Raw genomic sequence first — 11,943 nt, 5'->3', positions numbered from 1 at the left:
TTTACTAATTATTTTCTTTTATCCTCTGTTGCGCGATAGACTTTTTTCAAAGCATCCCGATACTCTTTACCGCTTGCATTTTCACGAGCGCGTGAAACTTCTTCGGCAGTGGCTTCAAACTCCATTCCCATTTCTTCGTTGATCGTTCCTTTATGAAACAAATGACGTATATCTTTATCCATAGAAATCCCTCCTCATCATAATATGGTTTAATTTGAGATAACCATACATAAAGAAGAGAATCTCATTGAAAGAAAGAGGATTCATTAGTAAATTGTCGAATGAAGTACAGTAGTCATACATTTCAGAATAGGGAGAGGATCTGCATATGAGTAAAAAAGTATTAATTCTTGGCGGAGATGCCGTAGAAGCACTGGAAATTTTCTATCCGTACTATCGTTGTTTGGAAGAAGGATTTGATACGACTATTGCTTCGCCATCGGTAAAGAAATTATATACCGTTACCCATGACTTCATCGATGGAATGGAAACATATGTTGAAAAACCAGCGTATGGTTTGGATTCACATATTGCCTTCAAAGATGTCAATCCTGCAGACTATGATGCGCTCATTATTCCAGGTGGACGTGCACCGGAATATATTCGTCTAGACGAATCATTACCAGCTATTGTCCGGCACTTCTTTGAAGAAAATAAACCAGTGGCGGCAGTTTGCCATGCTGCACAGGTGTTATCTGTCATTCCAGATTTAATGAAAGGCCGAGAATATACGGCATATATCGCGTGTAAGCCAGACGTTACAGCATCTGGTGCCACATATATTGAAAAAGATCTTCATACGGAAGGAAATCTAGTGTCAGGACATGCTTGGCCAGATCTTCCGGGTTTAATGAGAGAGTTTATGAAAATGGTCAATAAATAAAAAATGCAAAGCCTATTAAGCTTTGCATTACACTGAAGACAATTCCAGAGGTGGAGTCGTCTTCAGTTTTTTGTTTTTTTAGAATGTGTTGGCAAATAGAGCGAATATCAGTAACAAAACAATTGGAATCAGCAAAACTACAAAGAATCCGACAACAATCATAATCGTGCCAAATCCGCGCCAAGAAGAAAAGTGGTGCACAATCCCAATACCTTTGGACAAGATCACCGTGCTGAAAATACCTAGAGAAAATGTGAGGAAATTAGTGATCATCAGCGTGGTAGACAAAGTTCCAAATACATCAGCATCAGCGTTGTTCATCATATCAACAAATAAATTCTTACCGAAAATAATGACTAGTAGTAAGTTGATCGGCATCATCCAAATCATCGGAATCGAAGCGATAGGCGACATTTGCACCATATCCTTGAAATTCCCTTTACCTCCAAGCCATTTACCGACCCAAGTGTAGAGAGCAGAACTGATGAACAGGCTGATAATAGTTCCGATGAACGACGACACGATACTGAGCAGAATAATTACAGGTAATGAAAGGTCAGGTAAGAAATCAGTTTCAGTAAAGGATGTCATACCGACGCTGACCGAAGTAAGGAATAAGATAAAGAAACTATAACTCCATGTTTTATATTCGAGAACATAACGAATCGTTTGCTTAGGTTGTGTCCATATCGAAATGAGCGGTTTCATGGGAAAACCTCCTTTTATATAGTTTACTATACGTTAGAGCTCTACCATATGTTTCATAAAGTTGGTTTAAAATCCTCAAACATTAAATAAACACATAGATTTGCTATAATTTCCCTAGCAACTATTAGAGGAGAAATTATTCATGGCAAAATTATTTAGTCCTTATACTATACGTGGCGTCGAGTTCAAAAATCGAATTGCAATGGCACCGATGTGTATGTATTCTTCACATAATCAAGATGGTAAAGTAGAAGATTGGCATAAAACTCATTATGCAACTCGTGCAGTAGGACAAGTCGGCCTAATTATTGTTGAGGCAACAGCTGTTCAACCACAAGGAAGAATCTCAAGTGAGGATTTAGGGATCTGGTCAGATGAGCATCTCAAAGGTCTAACCGAAATCGTTCGTTTGATGAAACAGCAAGGTGCCCGTACTGGTATCCAATTAGCACACGCAGGCAGAAAAGCGACAGTGGACGGAACGATTCATGCTCCAAGCCCCATTGCATTCAATGAAAAACATAAAACACCAACGGAAATGACTATTGCTGATATTGATGAAACAATTGAAGCATTTAAACAAGGTGCCATCCGTTCCAATCAAGCTGGTTTTGACGTGATTGAAATTCATGGCGCACATGGATATTTACTAAATGAGTTTTTAACTCCGTTATGTAATCATCGTGAAGATGAATATGGCGGAACAGCAGAAAATCGTTACCGTATATTAGGACAAGTGATTGATGCAATCCGGTCCGTTTGGGAAGGTCCATTATTTGTCAGAATCTCAGCAGAAGAGTATCAAGAAGGCGGCATGAACCCTTCGCAGTATGCAGAAATGGCGGGTTGGATGAAAGAGCAAGGTGTCGATTTAGTCGACGTGAGCTCTGGTGGTGTAGTACCAGCTGCTATTCATCCTTTCCCAGGCTATCAAGTGCCGTTTGCGGATACAATTCGTCAGCAGGCAAATATTGCAACGGGTGCGGTAGGGTTGATTACGTCAGCGCTGCAAGCGGAAGAAATTCTTCAAAACGATCGTGCCGATATCGTATTACTCGCTCGCGAATTATTACGCGATCCTTATTGGGCGTATACAGCAGCTAAAGAGCTTAACGTTGAAATTGAATCTCCTGTTCAATATAAACGTGGCTGGATGTTCTAATCCTTTTGTAGGTTACGTTTTATCATCAAAGAAAACTAATTCTGCACGAATCTCCTCCTCGATATGTAAGATAGCGAATGAATAATGAGGTAGTTTCCGCTTGTCTGTCGGGGATCCAGGGTTCAGCAACAAGGTTTTATTCATGTAACGAAGCAATGGAATGTGGGAGTGTCCGAAGATGATGACATCTAGTGGTTCTCCTTCAAATGCTTCAATTGCACGCTTTTCCGTCGTTTTTTTCTCTCCATGTCCATGTACCAAGCCGATCTTTGCGTGTCCTGCTTGAACCACCTGCTGCAATGGAAACTGTTCTTTTATATCTTCTCCATCTACATTTCCAGAGACTCCTTTTACTTCCGCAAATTCAGATAGCATCTGTACTACGTCAAGTGATTGCCAATCACCTGTATGTAAAACTAAATCAGCCGTAATACATTCCTTTGTTAACCGTGAAGGCAAAACACTTCCTCTACTAGGAATGTGTGTATCTCCTGTTATGACAATTTTCATGACGAACCTCCTAGATTTGTTATTGCATATATCATTTCCTTTATCACTGCATAGCAAACAAAGAATAGGACATACTGTTGCTATAACGGGAGGCGATCTATATGGAAGACTATACATTTACAGATGCGGTACTGGCAGATTATAAAACCGGTATGGGTGCAATGAGCGAACAATTGCCGAAGTTAATGAAATCGTTCCATGCATTTACGGAAATTAGTTTTGAAGAAGGAGAAATTAGTCAAAAATATAAGCAGCTGATCGCACTTGCAGTGAGTGTCTACGCCCATAGTGAGTATTGTATTATTTTCCATACAAAAGCTTGCATAGATGCAGATTGTACAGTTCCAGAAGTGTTGGAAGCGGTCGGTGTAGCAGCGGCACTTGGCGGTGGAAGTGCTTTGAGTCAAGCCGTCACATTAGTTATGCAGACAATAGACGAATTGCAGGGAAATCCTAAACCTTTACAATAAGTGAGCACCTTGTCGAGTAGAATCGATGAGGTGTTTTTTATGCATTGTATAACGATGTACATTGTTATAATTTGAATTGAAGAAGTGAGTGAAGGAACGTTATATGCAACTTTAAAACGTTTAGAGAAAAAAGCTTGGGTTGAATCATATTGGCAAGAAGGTGAAAGTGGCCGTAGAAAATACTATTGTCTAACTGATGAAGGTAGCGTGGCATTAGAAGCAAAACAGGAAAATTGGGAGTGGGTGAATGCGCTTATCCATAAAAGTTCGGATGGTTTGATATGAAAACGGTGTTTGAGCGTTTCGTTAGTAAGGTGGTAAAACAAACAGACGGTAATGCTGCAGAACGGGAGGATTTGACTGAGGAATTACTTAGTCATTTGTATTGTGCTTATGAGGATTTGCGGAAACAGGGGTTCTCATATGGGGAGGCGGTGGAGTTGGCGATGGCGAGTTTCGGTAATGAGAAAGAAGAGGTAAGCAACTTTAGCAAGCGCTGCATCCTATCACAGCGTTGCACCGCCGTCTAACGGTAAATGGGTTACTGATCGGTCATACCTTGTTAGTAATTTACGGTAGTTGACTAGCGACGGATTTAGAATCAGCTTACTTGGTTCCATTAACCATATTTTCTTACGCAATAGTATTGTTTTCGATTGTTCTGGTTTACCGTACAACCATTTATGATTTTCCTTCCTCTAGACAATTCCTTGAAAAAGATGCGAAGAGAATTCATTTTATCAATGTTACAATCGGTCTCATAGTATTGGCTTTATCTTTATTTTGGCTATGGGCATTTTTAATATTTGCCGTAGAAATAAAGGTAACCTTACTAATTATTATTCCGTTAGTCTTGTGGATCATCTATACGATACAACTTCATTTATTGGAAACTGGGCGTATAGTGTTACAGGTTTTCAGTTTCTATGGATTATAGCGGCGATCATGATTTGGATTTTATGAATATAAGGAGGTTGACCTATGAAAAAGTCGCTAGGATTCATCCTAAGTTCCATCGCACTGCTAACCGCGGTGTGTATTGTGCTAGGTGTATTGTTTAATAAAGATGAGAATCAAAAACAAGAAGGAATGTCTGATATCTATGCGATATCAACCAAAAATGAAATTGCCTATATTTCTTATGACAAAGGACAAGCAACAATCAATCTAGATAGTCAACAGAAAATCGTTCAATTATCTGTCGAGAAAGAAATTGCAGATATAATATTCTCGGAAGATGGTACATATCTTGCTTATGTAGTACGGGATAAAAATCTTGAAAATCATATACGGTCAGATATCCATATAATTGATTTGGGTTCGCTTGTAGAGGAGGTAATACACACATCTGACAATCTAATCACTGAGATTGCGTTTGATCCAAAATATCCTGAGAAGTTGTTTTATCTTGAGGCAAGCACCTATACAAATTATTCACCGATTGCTTCGAAACGGCCCCATGATTTCGATGTGTATAGCTTTGATTTAATGCAAGGTGTTCATACAAAACATACAGATATTTAGAAATATAGTATGGGCTCACTACAAGTTTCTGCTGAAAAGAATTCTGTTTATGTATAGACGAATGATGACACATACAACGAAACGGCAGAAGAAATTTTCGTAAGTAAAGAGAGGATATTTGAAATACCACTAGAAACACCTGATAAAATGTCAGTCGTCAGCAGCCCTGTTGAAGCCGAGGATGTGTATGACTTCATCCTGTTACCTGAACAACAATGTATTATTTATCAGGCAGTAGCAGGAACTAGACCTAACGGAATTTACGAATATGAGTTGTTCACATTTAATTGGAAAACATATCAAACGGAACAACTTACGACATTAAAAGAGTCTACATCAAGACCTGCACTCGGTCCTGACGATAAAATTTACTTTATGGTAGATCGTAAATTTGGTTCGCGCGAGCCTGATTACCATCTATATCGAATGAATCAAGATGGAAGCGGAATAGAAGAACTAGATCTCAATGGTTAATAAATCATTCATGAAGATCCCATATTACTTCCGTGCTATATAGGTTACTAAGAAAGCGATATACATGTGGGATAATAACCATTGTTTCATATGTTTCATTATGCTGAAGACAGGGTAGCGGATATACAGCATAGTAATTCAGAGGGGGGATATAAAACGTTGATTCAAACATCAAACGCTTTATTGACAAAGGAAGACTTTACAAAACGTGATGATTTACCGGAATGGCTACTTAGAGAATACCAGACGTTTCATAATATTGTGACTGACAAAACATTCCCGTGTTATTTTGGAATGGCTGGTGAAAATAAAGGTGAGTTGCGCTATGCCTATGTTTCTCAAGAGGACTGGTCGAATTTACCTCAAGCATTGGAATCTTTCTTAACACTATTTAAAAATCCAAAGCATAAACGGCACGGGTTATTTGTGTTTGTAGAACCCTTTGAAAAAGAAGGAACAATAGAAGAATATCGTCAGCAGTTTTGGGATATTTTGCAGTACTTGCATATAGAAGATACTGAAGAATGGCCGGCTGAAGCTCCACTGGACCCAGATCACTATCTATGGGATTTTCACTTCCATGGCGAGCCGATTTTTGCTTTTGGTAATGCTCCTGCGTATAAACAGCGGAAGACTCGTGATCTAGGAAATGCCATGGTCATTGGTTTCCAGCCACGAAAAATTTTCAAAGGTTTGACAGGCACTGAAAAGGGTGGCATCAACTCACGCGAAAAAGTTCGTGAACGTGTAGAGGTATGGGATGCCTTACCGAAGCATCCGGATATAAGCCACTTCGGTGATCCAACGCATAACGAATGGAAACAGTTTTTCATCGGTGACGACTGCGTGCCTATAACTGGAAAGTGTCCATTTACTCATAAGGATATGTAAATAGAGGATGTCTCTACAGTCGTGAACTTACGATTGTTAGGGATGTCCTTTTATATGGTTTAATTCAAGATCAACAAGCATGTGGAATGCTAGGGGGAGGTAGTGTGTACGAGGGGATTGAAGCTCTAGCTAGGGATGCTTTCCGGGGGAGCAATCTTGAGCTGCTTCCTTCGCTAACGCTCTGTCCAGGATCTCAAGGTCACTCTTATTCTTCAGGAGTTGACCCAGCTTCCACTTCAATCCTACTTATAAGGTAGAGGTACTTCTTAGATCGCTCATTATCGATAGTGTGTGAATTCGTGTTAGGTTTTAATTTATTGAAGTTCTGGTTCCACTTCAAAATAACAAAATTAACTTTAGCGCATCTTTGTTCTGTAAATTGCCTATGAAAAACTTCTTCAAGCTTATCCATTACATTAAACTACAGATCTTTTACTTACATTGCATACTTACTATTCTGCTTTTATGATATACATAAGAGGAGTGGGTGAAATGAAAAAATACAGTAAAGAAGTTCAGGGCTTGCTGGTGGATGATGAAACGCGCTGTGTTCATTACTCGACAGAAAATGATCGAATTGCAATCAAGTTTTATTGTTGCAAGATATACTACCCATGTCACCTATGTCATGAAGAAACAGGTTGCGGTCATCACGCCGTCTGGCCAGCTAGTCTATATAATGAATTAGCCGTACTGTGCGGTAGTTGCGGAGACGAACTCACTATTACCGAGTACTTGCAAAGCGACTATCAATGTCCTTCTTGTCTGGCGGATTTTAATCCAGGTTGCGGTCTGCATAAGGAACTGTACTTTGAAAATGAGGCAAGTAGCTGAATGGTTTTAACCATGACCAACAGGGAACACTATATAAAACAGGTAAAGTGAGGGGTTTGCATGAAGCAACAGACGATGAATACAGAAGAACTATTGGCGTTTGCTGAAAAGGCGTATGAAACGGGAACATCTTGGGTCCAGCAAGCGGATTATGCAGGAGAAGAAGTAATCATGACGGATGAAGACCTTGCAGGCAAGGAGCCTTTGCAACGTCTACGGATAATAGTGGAGTCGGCTGGAAATGCTAAATACTTCGAATCACTTTTCTATAATGGAGCTGAACTAGAAGAATTAATGAGTGAACTTGAACCAGTTTTCGAGAAGTTTCCCAAAAAAGTATTGAGTTCAATTGAAATGGATGAAAAAGTACAAAGTATAACAGAATAACAAAGAGGATCTTCTGCCAAAGCTAGAAGATCCTTTTTTTCATTCCAAGTATTGCAGTATTTCTTCAATTGCCAGTTCACCAGCAATTTCCCAACGACTTTTATCACGAATTTCTGCATCTCGATCCAATGGTTCTTGGAATTGATTGAAAGAACCACTTATTAAAGAACTTGAGTCGGGATCTAGTCCTGTGTTAACCACATGTTTAATCACGTAAGGTTTTTTGAATTTTATTGAGGTGTTGAAATCATCAAGTTCACCGTCGTGGACTTCAAACGGAACACGTAAGTAAATGGTTTCTCCAGCTTCTCTATGAAGGACGGAATCGAAACTGCCTTTATGATAATCCCAGCCTCCGCCAAAATGATACCCGTGCTGATCCACTTTATCCCGTAAAGTTCCAAAGCACGCTAGTTTACCTTCAATCGGCGTATCTAATTCCAGCATGAAATCACTCCTTTTTATTAGCATTCCTAATTAGGAATTATTTATGCATTGAATAAATAATAATGAAAAGGTTTCTAATTTAAATATCCCGGGTAAAAGTATCAACACGACGTTAGTATAATTAACTATCATACTAGGAGGAGATTTATATGGGTAAGAATAGATATATTGGAATGTACTTTAATGAAACCGAGTTGGTGAATCGTCTGGATGAGCTAAAAAAAGAAGGATGGCCTGAAGACGATATTTATGTAGTTGTAAAAAACGATGATCAACTAACTATGGTTAGAAGTCGTTCAGATGCAGAAATTAAATCCGCCGACGATTCTTGGTGGGATCGCTTCATGGGATTCGTGTCAGGGGAAGATCATGTACACCGCATGGTCGAAAATTTAGATTTTGGAAAAGAAGATACAATGAAGTATTATCACGACATTGAACAGGGTGGCATGTTGCTTTATGTGGATTCCGGTGAAGCGAACCGCCACTACATGGATAATACAGATTTCTACGGCAGAGATGGAAAAAGCACAGATGTCAATCTTGGAGCTAACGGACTAAGCGTAACAGACCAAGAATTGAATGGAGGAGACCCTGCATTCAGAATGAGCCAGACACTACCTGATCAAACAGTAAACCATCAGGATAACGAAGTGGATCGTGCACTCCATACAAATGAACATAGTTTCACTGATGCCGCCACGGATGAAGAACGTTTACGTCTGCATGAAGAAAAACTTCAAGTAAATAAGCATGCAACACAACGTGGAGAAATTCATGTAGAGAAAGAAGTAGTGGAAGAACCTAGATCAGTAGATGTCAATGTTTCACATGATGAAGTCATCATTGAACGTAGACCTGTTGTAAATGATGAAGCGAATGTTGACGGCCGCTATGATCATACCGCAGCAGCATTCAAAGAAGATGACGAAACAATTCGTATTCCCATTACTGAAGAACAAGTAGAAGTGACTAAGAAACCAGTTGTCACGGAAGAAGTTATTCTTAAGAAGCGTGAAGTTGTAGAGAATGAAACGATTCACGATACTGTGAAACGCGAGGAAGTACACTTCGGAAAAGAAGGTAACGTAGATGTCAAGGGCGACTCGTTGGATAAGGACCGCTTCTGAAAAGACATGTAGCAAACATCTTGTCATTCCCTTTCTGCATAATGTAAGATAGACATAACAGCCAGGAAGGGGAGATGACATGTTTAAGCATCCAGGTATTGCCGCCGTGCTAAGTTTTTTCTGGACTGGCGTCGGTCAAATCTATAATGGACAAATCCTTAAAGGGATCTTGCTTATTATTTTGCAGGGAATTAACGGGTTACTCATGTTTGTAGGTATTGGTTTCATTACGTATCCCATTGTATGGATTTGGGGTATGTACGATGCCTATAAGACTGCGGAGCGTATGAATTACAAACAAAATCAATATAAGCAACAATGAGAAATGTCCCAGCCAGTAGTGGCAGGGACATTTTTTGGTTTCACTTATTTAATTTCCACGTAGAATAATTCAAGATCAGTGCGAACATGACCCATCCGATATACGGGACCATTAATGCGCCTGCGGTACGATCATTTTTATTAAATTCATAAGCAGTCATAGCAATTGCACCTAGCATAATCGTCATCTCGATCAGTGCAGTACCTCGTAAATTCCACTTGAAGAATAGGAAGGACCAAAGAAAATTAAGACCTAATTGAACGTCATATAGGGGGATAGCAGCATGGCTCTTTTTTGTATCCTGCTTCATTTCTACGCGGTAATTCGCTACACCCATCATTGTGTATAAAGCCGTCCAAGCAATAGGGAATGCAGCTCCAGGAGGAGAAAATGAAGGTTTCTCCAACTCGGCATACTGTTCTTGTGTATTGCGATTAGCAAGATATCCGATAATCGATCCACCCACTACGGGAATTAACACGTTACGCGTTAGTTTCTTCCAATCCAGTTCACCTTGTACTTTTAGTAACTCCAAAGTAAAACCTCCTTTTTAGAAAGTTTTCCCCATCCGCTAGTTACTAAACGGTGATCATGTATTCGCTCTATACATCACTTCACCAGCGACTATAGTTTTCTCTACTTGTACTTCAGTAATTCTATCTACTTCTATAGTGAAAATATCTTCTTTCAAGATAGTGAAGTCTGCATCAAATCCAACGGAGAGCCTTCCTCGTGAATCAGCTTTATCTATAGTAGCGGCTGCGCCCGAAGTAAATAATTGTACAGCCTCGTAGCGACTCAGTTTTTCATCTGGCAAATACCCCTCATGCTGTTCAATACTCAATCTTCTTGTAATCGCGGCGTGTATTCCTAGCAATGGATTCGGATCTTCAATAGGCGCATCTGATCCTCCGCCACATATAAATCCTTTAGTTAGAAGCTTCTTCCATGCATATGCCCAGTCAAGCCGGTCCTTACCGAGTCTGTCTCCGACCCAAGGGAAATCGGAGGGTACGAAAGCAGGCTGTATATCTAAAACAATCGGAAGCTTTTGCATTCGCTTCACTAAATCTTCCCGTAATAAAATGACATGTATAAACCGATCTTTCTTACCGTCTGGAGCAGGATGCTTTTCAATGACATCTAGTGCTTTTTCAACTGCCAAATCTCCAATCACATGTATGGCAACAGCTTCTCCATAGTGTCTTGCTATTTTGACGTGGTTCTCGAGCTCTTCATCAGTCAATACAGTAGTTCCTACATTATCGGGTTCATCAGAATAAGGCTCACTTAACAGCGCAGTACTACCGCCAAAAGCACCATCAATGAAGAACTTCATCTCACCAGGTTCTACCCACGGTGTATTATAGAGAGCATGATCTTCCATCAATTCGGAAAACACGCTAAAATGACGCAGTAAGTGAGCACGGAATTTACGATCACCGCCTAGCACGTTATTGAAGGCTTTCAATGGCGTCTGGTAGTGTCCGTAGTAACCTAAGTCATCCGTCACAACACCTGTCAAACCGACAGATAATAGGTGGTCAACTGAAGTCTCCAATGCTTTCGTTACATAAGCCACTGTTGGATTTGGTAAAAGTTCTAGCACTCGCTGCATAGCACCTTCCTTCAATAACCCCGTTGGCTCTCCAGTATGATCGCGCTCAATGACACCATCATCGGGATCAGGTGTATCTTTTGTGATACCAGCGAGTTCGAGCGCCTTTGAATTCACAATCGCTGCATGCCAGCAAGTGCGCTTTAATAGCATAGGTGAATCCGTTACAGCATCCAACTCATAGCGTGTGAAGATTTTCTTGTCAGGAAAATTATTCTCATCCCAACCTTCTCCAATAAACCACTCATCCTCTGGCAAATCACTATACGCATTCAGGAGTAAATCCATCATGTTCTCTGAAGAAGTAGTGTTTGATAAATCAAGGCGTAGTAACTTTTCACCTTGTCCAATTATGTGCATATGGTTATCGATAAACCCAGGATAAACAAAAGCACCCTGCAAGTCTATTTGTTCGTCGGCTTGAGCTTTTAGCTCATCATATGACCCAATCGCTACTATTTTTCCGTCTTTTGTCAGTAGAGCATCTATTGTATGTCCTTCATTTTGCATTGTATAAAAGAGTGCGTTAAACCAAATCTTAATCATAGCGAAACCTCCTGATTTTCCTATAATAAATCGAGTG

The 11,943-nt window shown here is 39.9% G+C and carries 18 protein-coding genes; 12 read left to right on the top strand and 6 right to left on the bottom strand.

What is annotated here, in order from left to right:
* Positions 1 to 8 precede the first annotated feature (8 nt).
* Positions 9 to 182 (bottom strand): hypothetical protein, encoded by a 174-nt coding sequence (locus CSV74_RS16655; RefSeq protein ID WP_158231792.1) that lies wholly within the window; start codon positions 180 to 182, stop codon positions 9 to 11.
* Between the two features lie 146 nt (positions 183 to 328).
* Here CSV74_RS16655 and CSV74_RS11610 point away from each other — a divergent pair, with 146 nt between their 5' ends.
* Positions 329 to 883, top strand: a complete 555-nt coding sequence (locus CSV74_RS11610; RefSeq protein WP_029054949.1) for a DJ-1/PfpI family protein — start codon at positions 329 to 331, stop codon at positions 881 to 883.
* 78 nt (positions 884 to 961) lie between these two features.
* Here CSV74_RS11610 and CSV74_RS11605 read toward each other — a convergent pair whose 3' ends face one another.
* Positions 962 to 1,591 (bottom strand): Yip1 family protein, encoded by a 630-nt coding sequence (locus CSV74_RS11605; RefSeq protein ID WP_099691769.1) that lies wholly within the window; start codon positions 1,589 to 1,591, stop codon positions 962 to 964.
* A 142-nt stretch (positions 1,592 to 1,733) separates the two neighbouring features.
* On the opposite strand from CSV74_RS11605, the gene namA reads away from it, so the two are divergent.
* Positions 1,734 to 2,753: an NADPH dehydrogenase NamA gene (gene namA / locus CSV74_RS11600; protein WP_099691768.1), complete on the top strand. Its 1,020-nt coding sequence runs from the start codon at positions 1,734 to 1,736 to the stop codon at positions 2,751 to 2,753.
* A 12-nt stretch (positions 2,754 to 2,765) separates the two neighbouring features.
* Here namA and CSV74_RS11595 read toward each other — a convergent pair whose 3' ends face one another.
* Complete coding sequence (locus CSV74_RS11595) at positions 2,766 to 3,263, bottom strand: metallophosphoesterase family protein (RefSeq protein WP_099691767.1); 498 nt, start codon at positions 3,261 to 3,263, stop codon at positions 2,766 to 2,768.
* Between the two features lie 101 nt (positions 3,264 to 3,364).
* Here CSV74_RS11595 and CSV74_RS11590 point away from each other — a divergent pair, with 101 nt between their 5' ends.
* From CSV74_RS11590 to CSV74_RS11555, 8 genes are all read left to right on the top strand, one after another.
* Entirely contained in the window at positions 3,365 to 3,733 is a 369-nt protein-coding gene (locus CSV74_RS11590) for a carboxymuconolactone decarboxylase family protein (RefSeq protein WP_099691766.1), read from the top strand.
* 84 nt (positions 3,734 to 3,817) lie between these two features.
* Positions 3,818 to 4,018: a PadR family transcriptional regulator gene (locus tag CSV74_RS11585; protein ID WP_233190900.1), complete on the top strand. Its 201-nt coding sequence runs from the start codon at positions 3,818 to 3,820 to the stop codon at positions 4,016 to 4,018.
* Positions 4,015 to 4,263: a permease prefix domain 1-containing protein gene (locus CSV74_RS11580; protein WP_099691764.1), complete on the top strand. Its 249-nt coding sequence runs from the start codon at positions 4,015 to 4,017 to the stop codon at positions 4,261 to 4,263. Before CSV74_RS11585 ends, CSV74_RS11580 begins: the two co-directional genes overlap by 4 nt.
* Positions 4,264 to 4,714: 451 nt before the next feature.
* Positions 4,715 to 5,257: a hypothetical protein gene (locus CSV74_RS11575; protein ID WP_099691763.1), complete on the top strand. Its 543-nt coding sequence runs from the start codon at positions 4,715 to 4,717 to the stop codon at positions 5,255 to 5,257.
* Between the two features lie 147 nt (positions 5,258 to 5,404).
* Positions 5,405 to 5,731 carry a TolB-like translocation protein gene (locus CSV74_RS11570; RefSeq protein ID WP_099691762.1) on the top strand — a complete coding sequence of 109 codons (327 nt, stop codon included), beginning with the start codon at positions 5,405 to 5,407 and terminating at the stop codon, positions 5,729 to 5,731.
* Positions 5,732 to 5,890: 159 nt separating this feature from the next.
* Positions 5,891 to 6,622 (top strand): YqcI/YcgG family protein, encoded by a 732-nt coding sequence (locus tag CSV74_RS11565; RefSeq protein ID WP_029054942.1) that lies wholly within the window; start codon positions 5,891 to 5,893, stop codon positions 6,620 to 6,622.
* Positions 6,623 to 7,114: 492 nt separating this feature from the next.
* The gene (locus tag CSV74_RS11560; RefSeq protein WP_099691761.1) at positions 7,115 to 7,456 is read left to right on the top strand and encodes a CHY zinc finger protein; all 342 of its coding nucleotides are present in this window, start codon (positions 7,115 to 7,117) and stop codon (positions 7,454 to 7,456) included.
* 60 nt (positions 7,457 to 7,516) lie between these two features.
* Positions 7,517 to 7,843, top strand: a complete 327-nt coding sequence (locus CSV74_RS11555) for a hypothetical protein (protein WP_099691760.1) — start codon at positions 7,517 to 7,519, stop codon at positions 7,841 to 7,843.
* 39 nt (positions 7,844 to 7,882) lie between these two features.
* On the opposite strand, the gene CSV74_RS11550 is transcribed toward CSV74_RS11555, so the two are convergent.
* Positions 7,883 to 8,290: a YugN family protein gene (locus CSV74_RS11550; protein ID WP_029054939.1), complete on the bottom strand. Its 408-nt coding sequence runs from the start codon at positions 8,288 to 8,290 to the stop codon at positions 7,883 to 7,885.
* Between the two features lie 149 nt (positions 8,291 to 8,439).
* On the opposite strand from CSV74_RS11550, the gene CSV74_RS11545 reads away from it, so the two are divergent.
* Entirely contained in the window at positions 8,440 to 9,420 is a 981-nt protein-coding gene (locus tag CSV74_RS11545) for a YsnF/AvaK domain-containing protein (protein WP_099691759.1), read from the top strand.
* Positions 9,421 to 9,499: 79 nt separating this feature from the next.
* Positions 9,500 to 9,742: a hypothetical protein gene (locus CSV74_RS11540; RefSeq protein ID WP_029054937.1), complete on the top strand. Its 243-nt coding sequence runs from the start codon at positions 9,500 to 9,502 to the stop codon at positions 9,740 to 9,742.
* 40 nt (positions 9,743 to 9,782) lie between these two features.
* Here CSV74_RS11540 and CSV74_RS11535 read toward each other — a convergent pair whose 3' ends face one another.
* Both CSV74_RS11535 and CSV74_RS11530 read right to left on the bottom strand, forming a co-directional pair.
* On the bottom strand, positions 9,783 to 10,277 hold the full coding sequence (locus CSV74_RS11535) for a TspO/MBR family protein (protein WP_099691758.1): 495 nt from the start codon (positions 10,275 to 10,277) through the stop codon (positions 9,783 to 9,785).
* Positions 10,278 to 10,331: 54 nt separating this feature from the next.
* Complete coding sequence (locus CSV74_RS11530) at positions 10,332 to 11,906, bottom strand: amidohydrolase (protein WP_099691757.1); 1,575 nt, start codon at positions 11,904 to 11,906, stop codon at positions 10,332 to 10,334.
* Positions 11,907 to 11,943: the final 37 nt, after the last annotated feature.

This window comes from Sporosarcina sp. P19, from assembly GCF_002743165.1.
GTDB classification, from domain to species: Bacteria; Bacillota; Bacilli; order Bacillales_A; family Planococcaceae; genus Sporosarcina; species Sporosarcina ureae.
This window is presented reverse-complemented; position numbering and strand designations above follow the sequence as displayed.